Source organism: Pseudomonas helleri (assembly GCF_009600315.1).
Taxonomy (GTDB): Bacteria; Pseudomonadota; Gammaproteobacteria; order Pseudomonadales; family Pseudomonadaceae; genus Aquipseudomonas; species Aquipseudomonas helleri_A.
Map to the genome: position 1 here is coordinate 26,176 of NZ_WIWC01000005.1, position 22,504 is coordinate 48,679.

The 22,504-nt window shown below is 52.7% G+C and carries 26 protein-coding genes, 1 tRNA gene and 6 pseudogenes; 8 read left to right on the plus strand and 25 right to left on the minus strand.

What is annotated here, in order from left to right:
* Positions 1-75: 75 nt before the first annotated feature.
* From GHN86_RS04610 to GHN86_RS23595, 5 genes and pseudogenes are all read right to left on the minus strand, one after another.
* Positions 76-687 carry a DUF2589 domain-containing protein gene (locus GHN86_RS04610; RefSeq protein WP_153382147.1) on the minus strand — a complete coding sequence of 204 codons (612 nt, stop codon included), beginning with the start codon at positions 685-687 and terminating at the stop codon, positions 76-78.
* A 19-nt stretch (positions 688-706) separates the two neighbouring features.
* On the minus strand, positions 707-1,201 hold the full coding sequence (locus GHN86_RS04615) for a DUF2589 domain-containing protein (RefSeq protein ID WP_323369532.1): 495 nt from the start codon (positions 1,199-1,201) through the stop codon (positions 707-709).
* A gap of 176 nt (positions 1,202-1,377) precedes the next feature.
* A complete protein-coding gene (locus tag GHN86_RS04620; protein WP_228384973.1) occupies positions 1,378-2,430 on the minus strand; it encodes a helix-turn-helix domain-containing protein in 1,053 nt (350 codons plus the stop codon).
* A 354-nt stretch (positions 2,431-2,784) separates the two neighbouring features.
* Positions 2,785-3,321 (minus strand): annotated as a pseudogene (locus GHN86_RS04625) (DNA adenine methylase); the annotation flags it as partial.
* Positions 3,322-3,612: pseudogene (locus GHN86_RS23595) on the minus strand (late control protein); the annotation flags it as partial.
* 164 nt (positions 3,613-3,776) lie between these two features.
* On the opposite strand from GHN86_RS23595, the gene GHN86_RS04635 reads away from it, so the two are divergent.
* Positions 3,777-4,055, plus strand: coding sequence for a ribbon-helix-helix domain-containing protein (locus tag GHN86_RS04635; protein ID WP_153382145.1), 279 nt, complete (start codon positions 3,777-3,779; stop codon positions 4,053-4,055).
* 302 nt (positions 4,056-4,357) lie between these two features.
* On the opposite strand, the pseudogene GHN86_RS04640 reads toward GHN86_RS04635, so the two are convergent.
* The 8 genes and pseudogenes from GHN86_RS04640 to GHN86_RS04675 form a co-directional block, all read right to left on the minus strand.
* A pseudogene (locus GHN86_RS04640) lies at positions 4,358-4,510 on the minus strand (tail protein X); the annotation flags it as partial.
* A 159-nt stretch (positions 4,511-4,669) separates the two neighbouring features.
* Positions 4,670-4,918: a hypothetical protein gene (locus tag GHN86_RS04645; RefSeq protein ID WP_153382142.1), complete on the minus strand. Its 249-nt coding sequence runs from the start codon at positions 4,916-4,918 to the stop codon at positions 4,670-4,672.
* A gap of 150 nt (positions 4,919-5,068) precedes the next feature.
* Positions 5,069-5,631, minus strand: a pseudogene (locus tag GHN86_RS04650) (phage baseplate assembly protein V).
* Positions 5,628-5,933: a hypothetical protein gene (locus tag GHN86_RS04655; protein ID WP_323369954.1), complete on the minus strand. Its 306-nt coding sequence runs from the start codon at positions 5,931-5,933 to the stop codon at positions 5,628-5,630. Before GHN86_RS04655 ends, GHN86_RS04650 begins: the two are co-directional and overlap by 4 nt.
* 134 nt (positions 5,934-6,067) lie before the next feature.
* Positions 6,068-6,733 carry a hypothetical protein gene (locus GHN86_RS04660; RefSeq protein WP_153386175.1) on the minus strand — a complete coding sequence of 222 codons (666 nt, stop codon included), beginning with the start codon at positions 6,731-6,733 and terminating at the stop codon, positions 6,068-6,070.
* Positions 6,730-7,050: a hypothetical protein gene (locus GHN86_RS04665; protein ID WP_323369488.1), complete on the minus strand. Its 321-nt coding sequence runs from the start codon at positions 7,048-7,050 to the stop codon at positions 6,730-6,732. Before GHN86_RS04665 ends, GHN86_RS04660 begins: the two co-directional genes overlap by 4 nt.
* A 2-nt stretch (positions 7,051-7,052) precedes the next feature.
* Positions 7,053-7,214: pseudogene (locus tag GHN86_RS04670) on the minus strand (major capsid protein); the annotation flags it as partial.
* Positions 7,215-7,992: 778 nt separating this feature from the next.
* Positions 7,993-8,616 carry a DUF6602 domain-containing protein gene (locus tag GHN86_RS04675; RefSeq protein ID WP_153381671.1) on the minus strand — a complete coding sequence of 208 codons (624 nt, stop codon included), beginning with the start codon at positions 8,614-8,616 and terminating at the stop codon, positions 7,993-7,995.
* Positions 8,617-8,791: 175 nt separating this feature from the next.
* Between GHN86_RS04675 and GHN86_RS04680 the strand changes: the two genes are divergently transcribed.
* Entirely contained in the window at positions 8,792-9,115 is a 324-nt protein-coding gene (locus GHN86_RS04680) for a hypothetical protein (RefSeq protein WP_228384871.1), read from the plus strand.
* A gap of 197 nt (positions 9,116-9,312) precedes the next feature.
* Positions 9,313-9,552: pseudogene (locus GHN86_RS04685) on the plus strand (site-specific integrase); the annotation flags it as partial.
* A gap of 102 nt (positions 9,553-9,654) precedes the next feature.
* Here the strand turns inward: GHN86_RS04685 and GHN86_RS04690 are convergent.
* The 9 genes from GHN86_RS04690 to thrS all read right to left on the minus strand — a co-directional run bounded on the left by GHN86_RS04690 (position 9,655) and on the right by thrS (position 17,108).
* Positions 9,655-9,731, minus strand: a tRNA-Pro gene (locus tag GHN86_RS04690).
* A gap of 88 nt (positions 9,732-9,819) precedes the next feature.
* A complete protein-coding gene (locus tag GHN86_RS04695; protein WP_122782897.1) occupies positions 9,820-10,176 on the minus strand; it encodes a MerR family transcriptional regulator in 357 nt (118 codons plus the stop codon).
* On the minus strand, positions 10,157-10,459 hold the full coding sequence (gene ihfA, locus GHN86_RS04700; RefSeq protein WP_002553164.1) for an integration host factor subunit alpha: 303 nt from the start codon (positions 10,457-10,459) through the stop codon (positions 10,157-10,159). The genes GHN86_RS04695 and ihfA overlap by 20 nt, the downstream gene beginning before the upstream one ends.
* Positions 10,460-10,462: 3 nt before the next feature.
* The gene (gene pheT, locus GHN86_RS04705) at positions 10,463-12,841 is read right to left on the minus strand and encodes a phenylalanine--tRNA ligase subunit beta (RefSeq protein ID WP_153380918.1); all 2,379 of its coding nucleotides are present in this window, start codon (positions 12,839-12,841) and stop codon (positions 10,463-10,465) included.
* Between the two features lie 26 nt (positions 12,842-12,867).
* The gene (gene pheS, locus GHN86_RS04710) at positions 12,868-13,884 is read right to left on the minus strand and encodes a phenylalanine--tRNA ligase subunit alpha (RefSeq protein ID WP_153386177.1); all 1,017 of its coding nucleotides are present in this window, start codon (positions 13,882-13,884) and stop codon (positions 12,868-12,870) included.
* A gap of 109 nt (positions 13,885-13,993) precedes the next feature.
* Positions 13,994-14,350, minus strand: a complete 357-nt coding sequence (gene rplT / locus GHN86_RS04715; protein ID WP_003442184.1) for a 50S ribosomal protein L20 — start codon at positions 14,348-14,350, stop codon at positions 13,994-13,996.
* 29 nt (positions 14,351-14,379) lie between these two features.
* On the minus strand, positions 14,380-14,574 hold the full coding sequence (gene rpmI, locus GHN86_RS04720; RefSeq protein ID WP_002553160.1) for a 50S ribosomal protein L35: 195 nt from the start codon (positions 14,572-14,574) through the stop codon (positions 14,380-14,382).
* Between the two features lie 60 nt (positions 14,575-14,634).
* Positions 14,635-15,186: a translation initiation factor IF-3 gene (gene infC, locus GHN86_RS04725; protein ID WP_169835808.1), complete on the minus strand. Its 552-nt coding sequence runs from the start codon at positions 15,184-15,186 to the stop codon at positions 14,635-14,637.
* Positions 15,186-17,108: a threonine--tRNA ligase gene (thrS, locus tag GHN86_RS04730; RefSeq protein ID WP_153380941.1), complete on the minus strand. Its 1,923-nt coding sequence runs from the start codon at positions 17,106-17,108 to the stop codon at positions 15,186-15,188. Before thrS ends, infC begins: the two co-directional genes overlap by 1 nt.
* A 364-nt stretch (positions 17,109-17,472) precedes the next feature.
* Here thrS and GHN86_RS04735 point away from each other — a divergent pair, with 364 nt between their 5' ends.
* A complete protein-coding gene (locus GHN86_RS04735; protein WP_153380914.1) occupies positions 17,473-17,784 on the plus strand; it encodes a hypothetical protein in 312 nt (103 codons plus the stop codon).
* Between the two features lie 292 nt (positions 17,785-18,076).
* Positions 18,077-18,289, plus strand: coding sequence for a cold-shock protein (locus GHN86_RS04740; RefSeq protein WP_003179963.1), 213 nt, complete (start codon positions 18,077-18,079; stop codon positions 18,287-18,289).
* Between the two features lie 70 nt (positions 18,290-18,359).
* On the opposite strand, the gene GHN86_RS04745 is transcribed toward GHN86_RS04740, so the two are convergent.
* Together GHN86_RS04745 and GHN86_RS04750 are read right to left on the minus strand one after the other, a co-directional pair.
* Complete coding sequence (locus GHN86_RS04745) at positions 18,360-18,668, minus strand: I78 family peptidase inhibitor (RefSeq protein ID WP_153380912.1); 309 nt, start codon at positions 18,666-18,668, stop codon at positions 18,360-18,362.
* A gap of 160 nt (positions 18,669-18,828) precedes the next feature.
* Entirely contained in the window at positions 18,829-19,134 is a 306-nt protein-coding gene (locus tag GHN86_RS04750; RefSeq protein ID WP_153380911.1) for a hypothetical protein, read from the minus strand.
* Between the two features lie 154 nt (positions 19,135-19,288).
* On the opposite strand from GHN86_RS04750, the gene GHN86_RS04755 reads away from it, so the two are divergent.
* Positions 19,289-19,495 (plus strand): hypothetical protein, encoded by a 207-nt coding sequence (locus tag GHN86_RS04755; RefSeq protein WP_153380909.1) that lies wholly within the window; start codon positions 19,289-19,291, stop codon positions 19,493-19,495.
* A gap of 44 nt (positions 19,496-19,539) precedes the next feature.
* Here the strand turns inward: GHN86_RS04755 and GHN86_RS04760 are convergent, their stop codons facing one another.
* On the minus strand, positions 19,540-20,541 hold the full coding sequence (locus tag GHN86_RS04760; RefSeq protein ID WP_153380907.1) for a LacI family DNA-binding transcriptional regulator: 1,002 nt from the start codon (positions 20,539-20,541) through the stop codon (positions 19,540-19,542).
* A 428-nt stretch (positions 20,542-20,969) separates the two neighbouring features.
* Here GHN86_RS04760 and GHN86_RS04765 point away from each other — a divergent pair, with 428 nt between their 5' ends.
* Together GHN86_RS04765 and GHN86_RS04770 are read left to right on the plus strand one after the other, a co-directional pair.
* On the plus strand, positions 20,970-22,049 hold the full coding sequence (locus tag GHN86_RS04765) for an asparaginase (RefSeq protein WP_153380905.1): 1,080 nt from the start codon (positions 20,970-20,972) through the stop codon (positions 22,047-22,049).
* A 201-nt stretch (positions 22,050-22,250) separates the two neighbouring features.
* Positions 22,251-22,502, plus strand: coding sequence for a DUF1654 domain-containing protein (locus tag GHN86_RS04770; RefSeq protein ID WP_153380903.1), 252 nt, complete (start codon positions 22,251-22,253; stop codon positions 22,500-22,502).
* The last annotated feature ends 2 nt before the right edge of the window (positions 22,503-22,504 follow it).

A 22,504-nucleotide genomic window follows, 5' to 3' on the forward strand; every position in this document is an offset into this window, starting at 1 on the left:
CCTTTCCGGAAAAGCATGACTGCCAGCGTTGGTGAATGGCCTTGCTACACGCCGGCGTTAGTAACGGCTACTCGATCAAGCAGCCTGGGTGATCGCCTTGGGCGCGACGGATTGGGCGATCATGTCGAGCACACGGGCCAGGCCTTCAGGCATGCCGTCGTCAGCGGCATGCACCTCGACGTGGTACTTGGCCGACTGGTCGGTGCTGCGCGTGTTCTCCTTGTGGGAGCTCACAGATCCCGAAATGTTGACCTTGGCGCTGAAAGGTCCCCAACCGAACTTCGCCTCGGCCGACATCGCCTTCTGGGAGTCTTCGGATTCGCGAGACTGCTCCGAATTTTTCACCTCCATATCGAAGCTGATATCGACTTTGTTGATGGACAGGTTGGGCACCTTGACCACGGCCAGCAGCGGGACTTCCAGCTCCACCGTTTCCATCGGTTGAGTCCCGCCTTCGCTTGCAACGCTCTGGGAAGGGCGATCGAAACGAAACAGCACTTTGCGCACATCACCCACCGCATTGGCATCGCCTTCAGTGGTGGGCGGCAAGAAGCCAATCACCTTGATGAAGTCAGCGGTAGCATTGGCCAGGCGTACTTGAGCATCACACGCGGCAGTGAGGGGGCCACCGATCAGGTCGCCCATGGGGAGGCCACGGAACTGGTCACCCGTCGAGAAGTTAGACATAAGTCATCTCCATTTGAACTCAGATTAATTTATCGAGGTTTTGAATCAGCCGAGCCATGCCCTCGGACGAGGGATGGGTCTCGACTCTGAGGGTGACGCGCGCAAGTGGCCCGCCCTCCCCATTACGGCGAACGCCAAGATCGACGCTCAAAGCTTGGTGAGATTCGGTTGGCCATGCAGAGGTATCGTCGTCCTCGGGCGGCATGTCGGCAGGCTGTGGGGCCGTGCCAGACTCATCGGCGTTGAGGCCCACCTCAAACGAGATTTCCATGTCTTTGATAGCCAGCAGCCGCGAGCCGACCAGCGACAGCAATGGCACGCGTACCACGCGCTCCTCGCCTTCCCGTGCATCCTGGGACGTGGAGGGCAGCCGGACGTCGATGCTGACCGGTCGGTTGTCTTCATCAAAATACTTGCTCACCGTGGAAACCTGGAAAAGCTGGATTTTGTCCTGCGCTTCGGCAACAGCACCGGCAATGCTTTGAATGAGAAGGTGAAGAGATTGATTCGCCACGCAAGACACTCCTTGTCAGATTTTGCTTCCAGGGCAGTGATTGCACCGCAAAGCAAACTTACTGTTGGTTAGTGACTGGAGGTTAGGCCTGGCCGCTTTTGATGTATTAGGCCATGCGTCCCAAAAACCTGGATGCGCGTCCCAAAATCCTACAGCCTATAAACAGTCGTCGCAGCTCAGATGCCCATCAACTCCTGGACCCAGTGCGCAAACACCGGTGCCTCTGCCGAACCACTCATCAAACCCGGCATTGCGCCGCGCTGCATGGCCGTTCTTGCCTCACGTGGCGGCATGCCAAAGGCCTTGCGAAAAAGCCGGCTGAAGTGGGCCTCGTCTGCAAAACCGTGCTCGTAAGCAACATCTGCGATTCGTCGGTTGCTGTTACACGGCTCAAACAACGCAAACAGGCACCGGCGAAGACGACGTTGAAGGAGGTAGTGACGAACACCGCCATATGTTTCGAATGCTCGATAAAGCTGGCTACGCGACACGCCCAGCTCCTTGGCCAAGACTGCGGGCGTGAGGTTGTCGCGATGTAAATTCTGCTCGATATATAGGCGCGCTCGGCGCCCCATAGGGGCTGGCCAGCCACGAGCTACCACAGCGTTGCAAGCGGCCACAAGAGACATACAGGCTGCCACCATGCCTAGCAATGGCATGCTGAGACTGAATGCGTGCTCCATTGCAAACCGGGGCGTGGCCACGGCCAGTGATGACAGCAGGCTACCCAGTAATGCGCCCGACGCCGTTTCCCTGCGCAAGACCAAACCATGTAACTGCCCAGTGTCCGGCAGCAATGGTGCAAGCGTTGTACGAGGAATCAACAGGCTGACACCTTCGCTCGCCGCCAGGCGAAAATCCGCCGGCTGCGACAGATCAAGCATCACCACGTCAAACGCACGCACGCGCAGCCCATTGCTACACGCCAAACCTTTTTGTAAAGGTAGATGAAGCAGGTAATGGTCTAGGGTGCACCATCCCAGACGAGCGGCATCGCGCCGATAACGCGCCCCGTCAAGGCGCCCGCTACAGAGCAGAAAACGACTAAAGTGATAGACCGTCACCGAGGCTGAAAAAACTTCTCTTTCCGAAGCCATCGCGTCAAACAGGATATTGATGTCCCGTTGCCAAATCTCAAACCCTTGATCGTCTGGCACATCTGTTGTCGTACGGTGAAACGTTGGAATCGCCGTAGAACCGCTCTCACCCTTAGCAAAATAAAACTCCATTACATCGCCCCATCCATGATTGAATCGGTAACTTGCTTACAGTGAGATCGGTGACGCCGCCACTAATTTGACATCATGTAACAATCTTGATATTGCAGCCATGCGCCTCTGCACTCGTAGTAACGACGCCAGCAAATGCGTACCTTCCCCGCCCCCAGAGAGATATGGACATTGAAAACAATACTCGGCGTCATATGGGCGTAAAAAGTGCTCCGAACAGACAGTCAATGCGTTCCGGCAGCCTGGGTCAAAATCGCAATAGCGACGAACCCTGGTGTGCATCCGCCTACCAACCTAAAACAATCCTCCCCAAGCCTCCGGTTCCCAATTCATAACAATCAACTCCCCCGCCACCTAAGCCTTGCCCTGCCGCTGATTGGTGGTCGTGTACCGGATCTCGGTCGTCTCAAAGTGAAACCCTTCAAGCACCCGCTGAATATCCGGATGGACGTTGATGCTGACCATCACCTTGCCTTTGCAGCGCCGCATAAAATCAGCCATGCGCTCATAGTTTTCAAACGGGAAGTCGACGCCGTATCCAGCGGTCTGCCAGTAAGGTGGATCCATGTAGTGGAAGCTGTGCGGCCGGTCGTAGCGCTCGGCGCACTCAAGCCAGGGCAGGTTTTCGACGTAGGTGCCGGACAGGCGCTGCCAGGCAGCAGACAGGTTTTCTTCAATGCGCAGCAGGTTGATTGCTGGAGCTGGTGTTGCGGTACCGAAGCTTTGACCTGAGACCTTGCCACCGAAGGCATGGTGCTGCAGGTAAAAGAAACGAGCAGCGAGCTGGATGTCGGTCAGGGTTTCGGGGCGGGTCATTTTTTGCCACTCGAAAATCTGCCGTGAGCTGAGTGCCCATTTGAATTGACGCACGAATCATTCCAAGTGGTTCTTGTCGCTGACTTTGCCACGGATCACCAGCGTGTCGGGTGGGCCGGACAGTTCGACCTCGTCCACGGTGTAGCGCCCGAGCCGGATTAAAGCGCTGCCGTTGTAGCCGAGGAACACTTCAATGCTGGCCCCGCGATTGGGCAGCGTCACGGCGTTGTCACGGTCATCAATGCGCAGCTCAAAGTCGTCGGACTCCACCCCGGGTTTGTCGGTGGTGCGCAGCAACAGCAGGCGGTCATTGATCAGTGCGGTGATGTCGGCACCCTCTGCGACGACGCGGAAGGTGGGTGTCATATATCCTCCAGACGGCAAAAGCCCCGCACAGGGCGGGGCTGGAATTTAAAAAACGTCAATTTTTACTGCCTCGGAAGACCGCACGTCATTCGACGAGACTCGGGCCTAGGCGATAAATTAGGGATGGAGTAGGTTTAAATCCTTTTTAAAAATGGGCTCTCATCATGCGCAGCACACAACAATTCAGCATCACGCTACCCAACCAAATGACCGAGGCGGTAAAAGCCAAGGTAGCAGCGGGTGAATACGCGACTGAAAGTGAAGTGATTCGCGACGGACTGCGTGCTCTGATGGCACGTGACCGCGTTCTTGAGAACTGGCTAGTGGGCCAAGTCGCTCCGGCATACGACGCCTTGAAAGCTGATCCCTCGCAAGCACTAAGCTTCGACGAAGTGCGCGCGCGGCTTGCCGCAGAACATCAAAGCACCACGCCCCAATCGTAATGGGATACACGGTCGAATTTGCACCGCAAGCCCTGGAGCAATTGACGGCGCTTTATCGTTATATTGCCTCTGCCGCCACGCCACAGATTGCCCAGCCTTATACCGATGCCATCGTGACGCATTGCTCATAGCTTCAAACACCGAGGCAATCTGCGCGACGACATTCGCCCACGGTTGCGGATCACGAACTATCGCAAGCGTGCGGTCATTGCCTTTGCCGTTGAAGCCAAACGGGTCTACATCCTGGGTATTTATTATGGCGGGCTAGACTTCGAATCAGATCTGCAATCCGATTTGGATGACTAACCCCACAGCATCACCACCTCATCACTCGGTACCGGCAAATCCGGCAGGTGAATAATCACCCCCACCCGAAACGGCTGCGCCTCATCGGCCAGCCCTTGGTTGGCATCGAGCACGACTTCGACGGTGCCGTTGAAGTGGCCGTAGTAGTTCTATTTATTACTGGTGCGGCTTTTTGAAAAACAGGAGTAAGCGAATCAAGGGCTTTGTCGTCGGGTGTATTACTCATAAGTTCTCCAGGACATTAAAAAACCCGCACAAGGCGGGTTCAGCAGAAAACATAACTTAATTTAAATTTTATCGATCGAACTTCAAGGCAGTGAATTATAAGCAGCAAGGAAGCGCTGATAAGATATTTCATCGTCAGGACCGGACGGCCCACCATCACCTCCAATAATATCTATCAACTCATATAGAGTATATTCAGTGAGCAGCGGATTAAGTAAAGTGGGTTCTACCTTGACCTCAAAATTACTAAATGTCACGGGATCGCCCGTAAGGGCTGATGTTTCAAACTTAAGCTTTATCGCAGCTAGCTGGACAGATGTTAATAATCCCACCGAACACCTCCTTTCAAATTACTGAAATAACTAGTTAAGCAGCTGACTTTTGTCCCACGCACAAACTTTCGGCCCGATAAAAATAACTGTCAACTGTCACTTTTTACAGTTGACAAAGACATAAAATCGGGCAAGAGAAGTTCAAATAAATCAATGCCTATGGTTCGGGCTATTACCATCGGTGTCGATAATTTTGCCGAGGCCCGTGATGTCGCCTATTACGTTTAAAGTACCGATGATTCTCACCGGGCCGGTCAAGTCGATGGCGCCGGCTATTAATGTCACGGCGCTATCCGTCACCATCGCCGAGCTGCCCCCCACCGCAATGGTCACGGTGCCGTTGGGCAAGGTGATGCTGTAGCTCTTGGCCTGCCAGTCGTAGACCAGCGAGCCGCCATCATCAAACCGCCACACTTCAACGTGGTCGCGGTTGTCCGGCGGTGCCCCGGCGTCGCCTATAAGCCCGGCACAAAGGTGCCCATGCCCGCTTGGCCGCTGGGGTTAAACAGCACGCCTTGCTCGCCAAGGCTCGGTGAGCGCCAGTGCCGGGCCTTGCCCGCTGCCACGCTGTGCCATCGCACCCAGGCGCTGGTCCAGTTGCCGGTAAAGACCCTGCAAGCCGGTGGCGATGCCGTCAAGTCCACGGCGACCACGTAGCACGGGATCAGCATGGCCGCGATCATCCGGTCATGCTCGGCGGTGGCGTAGCTCATTGCAGATCCTCGGGGGCGTCGTAGTCCTCACGGTTGACGCTGATTAGCAGCGATCCGGGCGGCTCATCGGGCCACGGCCACGACAGCTCACCGAGGTAGACGGTTTGTGTCCACTCGACCAGCCACACGGTGTAGCCGTCCAGTTCAGGACGCGTCCAGTCTTGGGTCGAGCGCTGGAACTCTGCGGCTTGCACGGGCAAGCCCCAGTATTGAGCGCGTAATAACACGGCCAGCTGGGTAGCCAGATGCACTGCTTGCGGATAGTGGTCGGCGCGGATCACGTCGACAAACGATCTCGGCAATGTCGAGAAACACGGCGGGCAGCGGGATGTGGTGCTAAACGTCAGGCCAGAAGCCGACCATTTGTACACCCGGCAAATGCTGCTCAATGTACTGCTCGATGGCCTGATACAACCGGTCGAGGCTAAAGGGTTGCTCAGACACGGCGCGTCCCCTTCAAGTATTTTTGCAGTTTGAAGTTCATCTCTTGCTTGAGGATCTGCATCAAACGGTCGTCGGCTTTGCGGCTCCAGGCTTCAAAGTGGGGCCGCACCGCTTCCAGTGAGATTTTGGCTTTGGGCAGCGGAAAGCGGTCGCTGTTTTCACCCACAAATCCAGAGCTGGGCCCGGTCTGTGAAGTGACGTTGCTGTCAGGGTAATCCGCCGGGTCAAAGTGTTTGCTCGCGGTGCGAATCCACACTTCGGCCTGATTGCCGTAGACCTTTTTATAAAACGCGCCCTGGTAACGCAGCCCGGCCACGGACACCCCGGTTCTGGTCTGCCGGGCGCGCCCGGCCCGGCTGGCTTCCAGCGGGTTGATGCCGAACCACAACTTGCCGCGCAGTGCGCCGCCGTCCACCGGGTAGCTGCGCAAGCGTTGGCGCACCGCTTTGACCGCGATGCGTTCATGCTTGCCCACGGCCCGGGCGATGTGGGAGCGTAACCAGCCCAGGGTTTTGTTGATCGCCCGGCGCTGCGCTTTGGCGGCAGCGCCGGGCACCAAGGTGGCCAAGTCTGCAAAGGCTTTGAGGTCTTCGGCTGAGGCCTGAATATGCAGCATGCCGCTGTTCTTTTTGACTTCACTGAAACTGCCAATATTCATGGGCGTTTGCTCATGATCAGGGACACCAGCCCGTCTCCGCTGGGTTCCAGTTGCAACAGGTCGTAATCGCCGCCACCGTCCAGCGCAGGCAGGTCGATGGTGACTTTAAGGCCTTTGTTCAGGCCGTCCGAGTCCGCGACCCGCACGATAAAATGCGGTTCGCGCAGGCCGGTATTGAGGCGACCGATTTGCGGCTGTTTCCACGGCGCTGAGAACATGCCCAGCACCGGCTCGGCGCGGCCTTCAATGTGGCCGGTGTCGGCCAGCACGTCGAAGATCACGCTGTCGATGTCGGCCACCAGATCGCGGATGCCCACGGTTACAGCTCCAGCAGGATCTGCGCGCGCGGTCGGGTGCAGATGTGCAGCGGGTTGGACTGCGCTTCGCCGGCCATGCCTTTGTTGAACGGCATCGGCTTGATCTTGCTGTAGTACGGAATGCCCTGGGTGTTGACCGTTTCCATATAGTCGGCCGGGGCGAAGGCTGGCCGTCCAAGGCTTCCACAAGGACTACATTATCGATCGCGGCCTGTTCGTCGACCCAGCCACCGGCGCCGAAGAATGGCGCGACATCAACAAAACGAACTAAGTGCGACTAATAGGTAATAGCATATGCCCCATATGAGGCAGAAGCATTGGTCGGGGCAAACGGTGCGGAACTTATAGACTTATACCGGAAATTGGTCGCTTAATTCTCGACTACTCTTTAAATCTCTTACAGAGCTAAATCATTGAACCGCCCAGGTATTGTTTCGAAGAAATTCGTCCTTGAAACAAGCAAACGGGACCACATAGGTCTCCCCATTTATCTCGATACCATGGGCAGGAACAAGCATTGACTCAGAAGCGGAAACTTTACCTCCCTCATGCTTAAATGGATTAGATACCTGAGACATTCCTGGCAATCCGTCCGACTCATAAAGATAGAGCTTTGATTCTAGCTGCCAATCCTCAAGCCCTATTGGTAGCAGTACCAAACTGCTTCAACAACCATTCACGGTTGGTTATTTTTTCTATGAATTTAAAATAGTCTAATAGGTGCTAAATAAAGGCAGCACTTAATCGAAATACTTCTTTGCGACCAAGCTTATTAAACCCTCGTGATTTTTTACCACGTTTCCGCCCACGCGCTGAGACGGCTTGAGGTACTTATGAAGATAAACTGGAAGAAGCTCCATCGATGCCGAGAGGGACAACAACGTAGAGAAAAAATGAAAAAAACATCTTCTTCATAATAAAGTCTGGTAGTCGCAATCGAGGTTAGTATTTGCTCATTTGTGAAGCAGAAGACCAACCCCCTACGATGTGATATATAACACCGACCCCAAGCACAAGAATCATGTTTGGCCAAAATTTCTTTTCTTGGCTTGACTCCCAGCCATGAAGGTTTTCAGCCAATGACTCTAATGAGTTATTCACCAGTCCATCGGCAAAAACAATTCCAAAAGGCCGAGACGCTTTTCGAGCATAAGCAATTGGACCCTTGCTATATTGAACTACAGCATCATCACTCAACATCTTAACGGATTTAATATTATCGAGAGCCTTCAGAAGCTCTTCTTTTGATAGCTTAGACTTAACTTCCACTACGCCATACACGGACTCAACCGGAAACACTTGAACGGTGTCGCTGTACAAAAGAGGTATGCCATTCATGCGATCGAATATTATCAAATCTCTCTGCTTTGATACCTCTCCATGCGAGCTGACAATCTCCCCTGTGCCGAGCCCGTATTTCGATGGCATACGATCAGACGCTAGAAAGTCTCGAAGAGCTCCCTCACGAAAACTTCCTTTATTTCCTTGGTGCTCATACATGGCCGAGACATTGAAATCACTGATTATCTTTGCGCTAACACCTCTGAAAATCCGTTTAACTTCCATGACCCGCCCCCAATCCAAAGTTTAAAGACCCTATCGTGCACGAAACAAGACGATCTTCGAATACAGAACTTAGATCTCCCCCTTCAAAGTCAGCCGCTATAGCGGAAAGGACGAAGTCAAGCCTGAAATTAAGTGCCATCACGGATACTCAATAAGCGTCGGCAATGATCAGTAGGTGTCCACCCTCACAATCGACCAAATGCATTACGCCTGCGAAACAATGGGCGAAAAGATCAAAGCTATCGAAGATGCCCCCAAACGTACGGTATGGCGGGTATGCCGTGGCGGCCTTTGCGAGGCCAACTACCGCGATGAGGATTACGAAAAAGCGGCTGACCACCTGCTTCAAATTTACCAAGAACGGTTTATGTCCGAAGCCGCTGATTGGATTGAAAAGCCACGCGGTTACCTCAACTTCGAGCGGGATCTGCCCCATATAACGCCTGAGCGGGTTTCGCAGCCCGAATATGACACCGAGTGGTTTCCCGCAAAGCCCTAGCCAAATCCATGGCGCTTTTGGCGCAGAGGTAATTTATGGCAAACGCAACAGCAGCAAAAGTATCGGCTTTGATCGGATCGAACTCGATGAGTGGGTAGATTCTTACATCGCAAGCAGGCTGATTGAAAAAAAGCAGTCAATCAGGACAACAATCGACCTCGCAGCGAGCTCCAAGGCAAAGATTACGGAGCTACGCCATGGCCCAAAAAGCAATCACCGGCCTCCAGAAAATGCCGAGCGGCATCTGGAAAATCGACAAAAATTACAGAGGAGAACGAATTCAAGAGAGTACTGGCACTTGTGACCGCAAAGAAGCCGAGCAGTACCTGATCCAATTGCTGGAAAAGCTTCGACAGGAAAAGGTCTACGGCGTCAAAAAGGTAAGCACGTGGCGAGAAGCGGCTAACCGACTCACGCGCACCAGCGCTGACGATCCTGAAGAAGAGGCAGGGATAACAGGAAAACCCAAGGTCACTCGAAAAGTCACTAGGGTAGAAATGCAAAAGCCACCCAAAAGGTGGCTAAGTCATTGAAAAATATGGTCGGGACGGAGTGATTCGAACACTCGACCCCTAGCACCCCATGCTAGTGCGCTACCGGACTGCGCTACGCCCCGACTAGGCGTTACATTTATCTTACAACTTGCAAGAACGTCGAGGAATATACCTTAAGGTTTTGAAATACGGAAGTATTTAAAACCAGGTTTATTTACGAAGCACCTGTAAAACATCTTCGAGCTCAGAGATCGTTTGACGGATTAATTGCTTGTACTGAGTGGTATCGTCCTTGGCCTCATCACCAGAAAGACGCAGTCGCGCCCCCCCAATAGTGAAACCTTGGTCGTAGAGCAATGCGCGAATTTGCCGGATTATCAACACGTCCTGTCGCTGATAATACCGGCGGTTTCCGCGACGCTTGACGGGGTTGAGTTGAGGAAACTCTTGCTCCCAGTAGCGCAACACATGCGGCTTGACACCACACAACTCGCTAACTTCGCCGATGGCGAAGTAGCGTTTGCCTGGAATTGGCGGGAGCTCGTCGTTATGACTTGGTTCCAGCATATGCCTCTACTCGGGCCTTCAACTTCTGCCCTGGACGAAAGGTGACCACACGGCGAGCCGTGATCGGGATTTCCTCTCCCGTTTTCGGATTGCGGCCAGGCCGCTGTCGCTTGTCACGCAAATCAAAATTGCCAAAACCTGACAGTTTGACCTGTTCATTGTCTTCAAGAGCGTGTCTGATTTCTTCGAAAAACAACTCCACCAACTCTTTGGCTTCGCGTTTATTCAGACCCAGCTCCTCATAAAGACGTTCTGCCATTTCAGCTTTCGTCAGAGCCCCCATACGTCACTTCCTTAGCGTGGCGTTCAACCTTTTTTCGAGCGAGGTGAGGATGTTTTGTGTCGTGGTATTCACCTCATCGTCATTAAGAGTGCGCGATGGATGCTGCCAGGTCAAGCCAACTGCCAGGCTTTTTCTAAGCGGATCAATACCTTTACCCTGGTATACGTCAAATAACCTTAGATCAGTGAGCCACTCCCCTGCATTTTCACGTATTACATCCAGTACGGCACTGGCTGCTACTTCCCGATCGACCAGCAACGCCAGATCACGACGAACCTCAGGGAAGCGCGATAGCTCTTGGAATTTAGGCATTTTGCCCAAAGCCACTTCAGCCAAAACCAACTCGAATACAAATACAGGTCGATCCAAGCCTAACGCTTTCGAAAGCTCTGGATGGATTGCGCCCACAAAACCCACTTCGCGACCTTCACGCTCGATACGTGCAGTCTGGCCAGGATGCAGTGCAGGGTGATTGCCAGGCACAAAGGTAAAGGCATCCAGTGCACCTGCAAAACCCAAGACCGATTCGACATCAGCTTTGACATCGAAAAAATCCACGACCTCACGGCCTTGCGCCCAACCTTCAGGCAACCGAGTACCGCAGACGACACCTGCGAGCATTGGCTCTTGCTTCAAGCTTTCTAACTGACCGACAAAACGTAAACCGCTCTCAAATAGACGAACACGATCTTGCTGACGGTTCAGGTTATGCTGAAGCGCTTTGATCAAACCAGGCCACAAGGTCGCACGCATAGCAGCCATATCGTTGGAGATAGGATTGGCCAGCAAAAGCGGCTCCACCCCCGGACTGAACAATTCGAACTGTTTAGGGTCAATGAAGCTGTAAGTAATGGCTTCCTGATAACCACGCGCAACCAGCAAGCGACGCAGCTCTGGCAAGTCGCTACGTGCTTCTGCTTTTGCTTGCGGTGCAAGACGGGCTTGCGGATAACGAACCGGTAAGCGGTTATAGCCGTAAAGACGCGCCAACTCTTCGATCAGGTCTACTTCAAGACTGATGTCAAAGCGATGACTTGGCACTTCAACACGCCACTGCCCTTCTCCCTCAGCGGTAATGCTCAGACCCAGCGCACTGAGCAGACGCTCAATTTCGCTGTCGTCCATTTCCATACCGAGCATCTGACTGATACGGGCTGCACGCAATGTTATGGGGGCAATCGAAGGCAAAAATTGCTCGTTGACAATTTCGACGATTGGGCCGGCTTCACCGCCTGTAATGTCAAGAAGTAGACCTGTTGCACGCTCCATCGCTTCACGGGCCAGCTTCCAGTCCACCCCACGCTCGTAACGATGCGAGGCGTCAGTATGCAGACCATAGGATCGGGCTTTACCCGCTACAGCAATCTGATCAAAAAAAGCACTTTCGAGAAATATATCGCGGGTACTGGTTGATACACCGCTGTGCTCTCCCCCCATGACACCCGCAATAGCCAGGGCTCGGGCGTGATCAGCAATCACCAGCGTATCACTGCGCAGTGTGACTTCTTGACCGTCGAGCAGTACAAGCTTCTCGCCTTCCTCGGCCATTCGCACACGAATGCCACCATTGATTTCGGCGAGATCAAAAGCGTGTAGCGGCTGCCCTAGCTCAAGCATGACGTAGTTTGTGATGTCGACGACAGCATCAATGCTCCGCACATCGGCACGACGCAAGCGTTCGACCATCCAAAGCGGCGCTGGTCGGGACAAATCAACATTGCGGATGACACGCCCTAAGTAACGCGGGCACGCCGCAGGTGCCAGCACTTCAACAGGACGCACTTCGTCATGCATGGCCGGGACTGGGGTCACTACCGGGCGAGTCACCTCAGCTGCATACAACGCGCCCACTTCACGAGCCAAACCGGCCAGAGACAGGCAGTCGCCACGGTTAGGGGTTAAATCGACTTCGATGCTGGCATCTTCAAGGTCAAGGTATACGCGAATATCTTCGCCCACCGGCGCGTCGGATGGCAGCTCCATCAAGCCGTCATTACCTTCGCCAACTTGCAACTCGGCTTGCGAGCACAGCATGCCGTTGGATTCGACACCTCGAAGCTTGGCTTTTTTAATTTTGAAGTCGCCCGGCAGTTGCGCGCCGATCATTGCAAACGGGATTTTCAAGCCAGGTCGCACATTGGGTGCACCACACACAACTTGAAACGTCTCTACACCGTTGCTGACCTGGCAAACACGAAGCTTATCGGCATCCGGGTGTTGCTCGGTGCTCAAGACCTCACCGACTACCACGCCACTGAATTCACCGGCGGCCGGCGTTACGCTGTCGACCTCAAGGCCGGCCATCGACAAACGAGCAACCAGCTCGTCACGATCTACCTGCGGGTTAACCCAACCACGCAGCCATTGTTCACTGAATTTCATCCTGCTCTCCTAAAAATTCGTTACGACTAGCGAAATTGCGCGAGAAACCGCAAGTCGTTGTCGAAGAACAGACGCAAGTCGTTCACGCCGTAACGCAGCATGGCCAGACGCTCCACACCCATGCCGAAGGCAAAGCCGGAAAACTCTTCCGGATCAATACCGGACATGCGCAGCACATTCGGGTGAACCATGCCGCAACCCATGACTTCGAGCCAGCCGGTCTGCTTGCAAACGCGACAGCCTTTACCGCTGCACATCACGCATTCCATATCAACTTCAGCCGAAGGCTCGGTGAACGGGAAGTACGAAGGGCGGAAACGTACGGCCAGCTCTTTTTCGAAGAAAACGCGCAAAAACTCTTCGATGGTGCCTTTCAAGTCTGCAAAGTTGATATCACGGTCGATCAACAAGCCTTCGACTTGATGAAACATCGGGGAGTGAGTGATATCAGAGTCGCTACGGTAAACACGCCCCGGACATACGATGCGGATAGGCGGTTGTTTCGATTCCATGGTGCGAACCTGTACCGGGGAGGTGTGGGTGCGCAACAGCATGTTTACATTGAAATAGAAGGTGTCATGCATCGACCGGGCCGGGTGGTGGCCTGGGATGTTGAGCGCCTCAAAGTTGTGATAATCGTCTTCAACTTCCGGGCCTTCGGCAATGCCGTAGCCAATATGAGTGAAGAACTGCTCAATACGCTCCAGAGTGCGAGTCACCGGATGCAAACCACCCGAGGTCTGACCACGGCCTGGCAGGGTCACGTCAATGGACTCAGCAGACAGTTTGGCGACCAGATCAGCCTCTTCAAACAGTGCCTTGCGAGCATTGAGAACCTCTGTAACACGCTCCTTGGCAACATTTATAAGGGCGCCGACTTGAGGGCGCTCTTCTGCGGGCAAATTCCCCAGGGTCTTCATCACCTGAGTCAATTCACCCTTTTTGCCAAGGTATTGAACCCGGATTTGCTCCAGGGCATTGATATCTTCAGCGCTTTGCACAGCCTCTAGTGCTTGAGAGACCAGCGCATCCAGGTTTTCCATGTACAGACTCCAGATACAAAATAGGGGAAGAGCTTGAAGGCTCTTCCCCTATTTAAGACGTTTAGCACTCAAACCCACACAGGTGAGTTCGAGTAACTGTCGGGGGTACTTAAGCCAAGGTGGCTTTAGCTTTCTCGACAATCGCAGCAAACGCCGCTTTTTCGTTCACTGCCAGATCAGACAGAACCTTACGGTCGATCTCGATGGAAGCTTTTTTCAGGCCGGCGATGAAACGGCTGTAAGACAGACCGTTGATACGTGCACCAGCGTTGATACGAGCGATCCACAGAGCGCGGAACTGACGTTTTTTCTGACGACGGTCACGGTAGGCGTATTGGCCTGCCTTGATTACCGCTTGCTTGGCAACACGGAATACGCGTGAGCGTGCGCCGTAGTAGCCTTTAGCCAGTTTCAGAATTTTTTTGTGACGTTTACGGGCGACAACGCCACGCTTTACACGAGCCATGAGTTACTTCCTCTAGTCTTAACCAAAAATTAACGAAGGCGCAGCATGCGCTCGACTTTTGCCACGTCAGACGGATGCAGCAAGCTGCTACCGCGCAATTGACGCTTACGCTTGGTCGACATTTTGGTCAGGATGTGGCTCTTGAAAGCGTGCTTGTGCTTGATACCGTTAGCAGTTTTCAGAAACCGCTTAGCAGCACCACTTTTAGTCTTCATCTTTGGCATGTTCGGATACTCCGCATTCAGTTGATAAACATAATCAGAAGGCCTGCCGTGCCCAATTGATTACTTCTTCTTTTTCGGGGCGATGACCATAATCAGCTGGCGTCCTTCCATCTTAGGATGCTGTTCTACAGTCCCGTATTCCACAAGGTCAGCTTCAACCCGCTTCAACAGTTCCATACCCAGCTCCTGGTGGGCCATCTCACGGCCGCGGAATCGTAACGATACCTTGGCCCTGTCCCCATCACTCAGGAAACGTACCAGGTTGCGCAGTTTTACCTGGTAATCCCCTTCCTCCGTCCCTGGACGAAACTTGATTTCTTTAACCTGGATTTGTTTCTGGTTTTTCTTCGCTGCGGCAATCTGCTTCTTCTTTTCGAAGATCGACTTGCCGTAATCCATCAGCTTGCAAACAGGGGGTACTGCATCAGCGGAAATTTCCACCAAATCCAGTTTGGCCTCTTCAGCCTTAAGAAGCGCTTCTTCAATCGGGACAATGCCAAGTTGCTCGCCCTCAGCTCCGATTAACCGAACCTCGCGTGCCGAGATATTCTCGTTGATCGGGGCTTTCGGTGCAGCTCGTTTATCTTGTCTCATTTCACGCTTAATAATAATTACTCCGAATCATGGCGACCACGCCGGGAAACCGCTTGTGCGAGGAATTCAGCGAATTGCGCGACGGGCATCGAGCCCAGGTCAGCACCTTCACGTGTACGCACAGCGACAGTCTGCATCTCGACTTCCCGATCTCCGATAACCAAGAGATAGGGAACCTTGAGCAAAGTATGCTCGCGGATTTTAAAGCCGATCTTTTCATTTCTCAAGTCAGACTTGGCACGAAATCCGCTCTGATTGAGAGTTTTTTCAACTTCAGCGGCAAAATCTGCCTGTTTATCAGTGATATTCATGATCACTGCCTGAGTCGGCGCCAGCCACGCAGGGAATGCACCCTCGTAATGTTCGATCAAAATACCGACAAAACGTTCAAACGATCCCAGGATCGCGCGGTGCAGCATAACGGGGTGTTTGCGACTGTTGTCTTCGGACACGTATTCGGCGCCCAGACGGATCGGCAGGTTGAAATCGAGTTGTAAGGTACCACACTGCCAGACACGACCCAGACAATCTTTCAGGGAGAATTCAATTTTAGGCCCGTAGAAGGCCCCTTCACCTGGTTGCAGATCGTATTTCAGACCTGCACTGTCAAGGGCTGAAGCCAGTGCGCTCTCAGCACGATCCCACAATTCATCAGATCCCACACGCTTTTCAGGACGAGTGGACAGCTTGAGCTCAATATCCTTGAAGCCGAAATCTGAATAAACGTCCAGCGTCAGCTTGATGAAAGCAGCAGATTCGGCCTGCATTTGCTCTTCTGTACAGAAGATATGGGCGTCGTCCTGAGTAAATGCACGTACGCGCATAATCCCGTGCAAAGCGCCGGATGGCTCGTTTCGGTGGCAAGCACCAAATTCGGCGAGACGCATTGGCAATTCGCGGTAGCTTTTCAAACCCTGATTGAAGACTTGCACATGGCAAGGACAGTTCATTGGCTTGATCGCGTAATCACGGCTTTCTGACTCGGTCGTGAACATGTTTTCAGCGTAGTTAGCCCAATGACCGGACTTCTCCCACAAGCTGCGGTCAACAACCTGAGGAGTCTTGATCTCCAAGTAGCCATTTTCGCGCTGAATTTTACGCATGTACTGCTCAAGCACTTGATAAAGCGTCCAGCCATTCGGGTGCCAGAACACCATACCCGGCGCTTCTTCTTGAGTATGGAACAGGCCCAGGCGCTTACCGATTTTACGGTGATCGCGCTTCTCGGCTTCTTCGATACGCATGATGTAGGCAGCGAGTTGCTTTTTGTCAGCCCAAGCCGTGCCATAGATACGCTGCAGCTGCTCGTTCTTGGCATCACCGCGCCAGTAAGCGCCCGACAACTTGGTCAGCTTGAACGACTTCAGAAAACGCGTATTCGGCACGTGAGGGCCGCGACACATATCGACGTATTCTTCATGGAAGTACAAACCCATGGACTGCTCATCTGGCATGTCTTCAATCAGACGTAGTTTGTAATCTTCACCACGCTGAGAAAAAAGCTCGATGACTTCAGCACGCGGCGTCACTTTCTTGATGACGTCGTAGTCTTTCTCAATCAACTGCTGCATGCGCTGCTCGATAGCCGCCATGTCATCCGGGGTGAACGGACGCTCATAGGCGATATCGTAGTAAAAGCCTTCGTCAATGACAGGACCGATGACCATTTTGGCCGTCGGGTACAACTGTTTGACTGCATGGCCGACCAAGTGGGCGCAAGAGTGGCGAATGATCTCCAGCCCCTCTTCATCCTTAGGCGTGATGATCTGCAAGGTAGCGTCGTGCTCAATCAAATCACAAGCATCAACCAGCTTGCCGTTGACCTTGCCGGCCACAGTGGCTTTGGCCAGACCGGCACCGATTGAAGCGGCGACCTCGGCAACAGATACCGGATGATCGAATGAACGTTGACTACCGTCGGGAAGAGTAATAGTTGGCATGGCGCCTCCTCTCCTAGTGGTGACCCCTACCAAAGGTCACGTGGGTTGGGATGAGCCAGTACGCGATTCGGAGGTATGCCTGCCTCACAGTGGCAGGAGCCTTACGGCAAACCGAAAACCGAACCAGAGTGACTGGAGTTCAAATCAAAAAGGTTTATGGCTCTGCTTTGATGCGCTGTGCGCATGCAATCGCATTAATGGCCAAGGGCGGCATGCTAGCACAGATGAATTCTCGTCGCCCTTCTCCCTCAAGCATGCACAGAGCAATTAAGTCGCCTTTGCAAAATTGTGAACTTGAGCTTCATTATTCCCTCAGATATTGCATGAACCACTCTCTGCCCCATCGACTTAAAGGAAGATTCACATGCGCATGATTCGTTTCCTCGCCTTTGCAGCTCCCTTGGCCATTTTCTTGCCGTTGACGGCCCAAGCTGACAATTGGCCATCCGGGCAAAAAGCTGACTACATGAAAGAATGTGTTCCTGCAGCGAACAAAACCCTCAAAAATACAAAGCTGGCGGAGCAGCATTGTGCATGCGGTGCGGACAAGCTCTCTGCCAAACTCTCCACAACGGAAATACAACAGCTGATGAACAAAGAAAAACAGCCCGACCAAAATCTGGTCAACAAAGCGCTGACAGCAATAGAGCCGTGCAAGGTAAAAGCAGCAAAATAGATCGTAACGAGGAGTACTTCAGGACCTCGGCCTGATCAAAATGGCCTTAAAAACGTCTTTTGAGTAAAAACCGTACATCTTTAAGCTCTTTTTTTTCCCTGAGAAAATGCCTCAAACCCCCCATAAAACGGGGGTTTCGACCGCACTCCAGGCCAGATAAGAGCTAACAATGCAGCAAACTACTGCTCAGGGGGGGTTCCAAACCGCACATTTCGACTATGATAGCTGAGTGTGCCCAGTTGGCCTGAGCAGCACAGTACTACTGAAAATATAAGTTTCTTGGAGATACACCATGTCTAATCGCCAAACCGGCACCGTAAAATGGTTCAACGATGAAAAAGGCTTCGGCTTCATCACTCCTCAAGGTGGCGGTGACGACCTGTTCGTACACTTCAAAGCTATCGAAAGCGACGGTTTCAAAAGCCTGAAAGAAGGCCAAACCGTTTCCTTCGTGGCTGAGAAAGGCCAAAAGGGTATGCAAGCTGCACAGGTTCGTCCGGAGTAAATCTCCTTCGAACTAAAAAACCCCGTCCATGTGACGGGGTTTTTTGTGTTTGACACATTGCTACATCCGGTTAACCGCAGTTAACACGCGTGATGATTGCGTCTTTGTCCGCGTTCAGATTCAGCCGATCCGAACGATACTCGAGAGTCATGATGTCTGAAGGCAATAAAATGCGGGCCTCTTGCGCACCAGCCTTTATACGGGCCTGCTCCAAAAGCTCGGACGATGCCTTTTGACCAATGGCAAAATCTGCCGCCTTTGCATCGCAACGACTATGCCCCGCAGCAACCACAGGCTCTTTTGCGGACTGAGTAGTACCGCATCCGGACAAGGCTAGAACCGCCGCCAACGACCCCAATGACACTAGCTTCCAAGACATGAAGCCTCCTTAAAATAAATGTTCTGAACCTTTGCGACAGCTCATGAGCAAATAGGTTGCACAGGGTCAACCGCAAAAAGTGATTACACGCGAAGGCTAGAGTTTGCTTGAGCTATTAAAGCGTGCATACACCTGTTCATGACCAAATGTGTATGACACCTCAGTAAACATCAATGTAATCAAACGCGGCAATGGGCCAGTTATCATTCAATGCATTGTAAATCTGCCTGACCCAGACACCATCACTGGCCGCAACCTTGCCAACATAACCTGACCCCGCAGCCCAGGTTTCTAATCTGAACAGCAGCCCGTCGATGTCCACGCCTCCAACTACGCCTGCAGAGATGTAGGCCAAACCGGTTTTGGTAACACGTAATTGTGTATGCATATCGTCACTGGCCGAAGCCAACAACTCGCGCACGGCTCCCTCTGTTAGCGCCTCTGGATTGTTTAAATCAATGTGCATGGCCGCCCTTCCCTAAAAATACCAGTGTGATGCACCCGAGCAGCGTGCGGAAGCTGCATTGCTAGTGATCAACAAGTGATTAAGTTTTTCCTCTTGATAGCGTCTTGCCAGGACTTTGCTAAAATCGTCGCTTGAACGCCCTCTTGAGATACTCATGACTACAGTCACCATCGATGCAAACATAAAAGCCAAATGGCCCCAAGGGCACTGTTCTTACAGCCCAGGAAGCCCTGAAGAGCTTGCGATCATCGGGATTGACCTTTTAGTCAAAGAGCTTGGTACAGATGCAGCCCGGGCCTTTACCAACCAACTATTTGAAAAATACAAAGAGTCGATCGTATCGCCGCCAACGGGAACTTGACTCCTGCGACAAGCTTTAACACCTTCGCCTCATTCGCAAACCGCTCAAGCTGGGTACGCGGCAGTCGATTCTCGCAATACAATACTCGGCGTTACGATACGCTGCTCCACCTCTCGCTCGGGTGCAGAAATACGCCGCAGCAATAACTGCGCTGCCATCTCACCCAATTGCAGAATCGATTGCCCAACTGTGGTTAACGCCGGATAGACATAGCGACTCATCTGCACATCATCAAATCCCATGACTGAAAGTTGCTCCGGCACTCGAACCTTGTATTCTGCCGCCGCACGCAAAACCCCAATTCCCATCAAGTCGTTGCACGCAAAAATGGCAGTTGGTCGACTACCTTCGAACAACCTGACAGCCGCTTGATAACCACCCACACAGCTGAAATCACTCTCCAGCATCCAGTGCTCGGGCACTTGAACCCCTGCGTCAGTCAATGCACGCTGATACCCAGCTATGCGTAACTGGGCAACGCGGGTGATAGCAGGTCCCGTAATACAGGCAATTGCCCGATGCCCCAGATCCAGCAGATGTCGTGTGGCCAAATACGCACCCAGCTCATGATCAATTCGCACGAGATCTGCGTGAATACCTTCTAAATTGCGGTCAACTATTACCATTGGGGTTCGCACACCCAGCAACCCACTTGCCAAACCCACGTCACCTCCGGCCGAAGCGACCACCAGACCGTCCACGCGCTTCTCCAACAGCACCCGCAGATAATTGCGCTGTTTGTCCGGGTCATCGTCGCAGTTGCACAAGATGACGCAATAGTTATTGCGCTCGCAGTAATCCTCAATGCCCCGCGCCAGCTCAGCGAAATAAGGATTCAGACTATTGGCTACCAGCAGGCCAATAGTGGCGGTAGTCTTTGCCTTCAGGGAACGTGCGACTGCGCTGGGCACATAATCAAGATGCGCAATGGCCTCCTCCACTTTTAAACGAACCGGCTCACTGACAGGGCGCGTCTTATTCAGCACATGAGAAACTGTTGTGTAGGAAATACCTGCCATTGCCGCTACATCTTTAATGGTTGCCATCGCTCAATTCCATCGCTGAACCCGTTAACCGGTGTAAATACCCAGTACCACCTTCGTCAATATGACAGTACCCCGGCTGCACGGGAAGAATTCCCACGTTCGTCTGGTCAACGCATCCTGTAAAACCGGCAGTCAGCAGTAGCGGTAAACCCATACGCTTGTCCACGACAGCAAATAAACTGCACAGCAGACGACCGGTCGACTCTCCGAACACAAAACCTGAAATTTGTTCGGGAATCCGTCTTTAATTCACCCCAACGATTCTCATCTTGAAATTTTTGCTTTCAAATCAACGCATTACGGAAACAATTAAGTACGCACTGTATTGGCACAGTAAGTGCTCTCTTATACATATCGTGTTGCCGAACAATGCAACGCGTCGCACCAGATGCCTGGCATCGGCGTGCTCACCAATAAGAGAGAAAACAATGAAAGCATCAGTGTTGAAATCAATTGTTCCTGGCACCTTGGCTCTTCTCCTTGCGCTGCCCTTCGCCCACGCTCAAGAAACCGCAAGCAAACCCAATGTGGTTATTTTGGCAACTGGCGGAACCATCGCAGGTGCCGGTGCGAGCGCTGCTAATAGCGCAACCTATACCGCCGCCAAAGTAGGTGTCGACCAACTGATCGCAGGCGTACCCGAGTTGAGCCAACTGGCCAATGTGCGTGGTGAGCAAGTGATGCAAATTGCATCCGAAAGCATCACCAACGAAAACCTGTTGCAACTCGCTCGTCGTGTCGCTGAATTGGCTGACAGCAAAGATGTCGATGGCATCGTTATTACCCACGGTACGGACACTCTGGAAGAAACGGCTTACTTCCTTGACCTTGTCGAGAAAACCGACAAGCCCATCATTGTTGTCGGCTCCATGCGTCCAGGCACCGCCATGTCAGCAGATGGCATGCTGAACCTGTACAACGCTGTTGCTGTAGCGGGTAGCAAAGACGCTCGCGGTAAAGGCGTGCTGGTCACCATGAACGACGAAATCCAGTCCGGCCGCGATGTCAGCAAAACCATGAACATCAAGACTGAAGCATTCAAAAGCCCGTGGGGGGCTTTGGGTATGGTCGTCGAAGGCAAATCCTATTGGTTCCGCTTGCCTTCAAAGCGTCACACCATGAACTCTGAGTTCGACATCAAAAACATCAAATCTCTGCCGAATGTGGGCATTGCCTATTCGTATGGCAACGTAGATGACAGTGCTTATAAAGCCCTGGCAAAAGATGGCGCCAAAGCCATCATCCACGTTGGTACGGGGAATGGTTCGGTGTCTTCACGTGTAGTGCCGACCCTGCAAGCCCTGCGTAAAGATGGCGTGCAGATCATTCGCTCTTCGCACGTCAATAACGGCGGGTTCGTGCTACGCAACGCCGAACAACCAGATGACAAAAATGACTGGGTGGTGGCTCATGACCTCAACCCTCAAAAAGCCCGCATTCTGGCAATGGTCGCACTGACTCAAACCCAGGACAGCAAAGAACTGCAACGCATATTCTGGGAATATTGATACACCCACGCCGAGCGCTGCCCAGCGCTCGGTTTATCGACTGCTTGTTCACCCGAACGAGCAGTTTTCACATTTGTTTCTAAAAACCTGTGCACTAAAACAAAAAAACACAGTCCCATCCGCAGCCTGAGTGGTTCAAACAGTTGCCAAATGAAGCGCAGTTAAATACTGTATGCCCATACAGCAACCAAGGATCGCATCATGGCTAAAAAACCGGCGAAAGCACCAGCCCTCCCAAGCCCCTATGAAATGTTCGGAGCGCGCATACAAAAAATTATCAGCTCACCGAAAGCCCAGAAAGACAAAATGGCCGTGCTTGAACGGCAAGAGGGGGATAACCCCGAGTTCTGGGAACGCCTGTTAGAGGAAATTTCTGAAAACGATAACGTCACGATCGCTCACCGCGATGATGGCGGGGTCAATGTTTTCTGGACCGTACCAGAGGAAGATTGAAT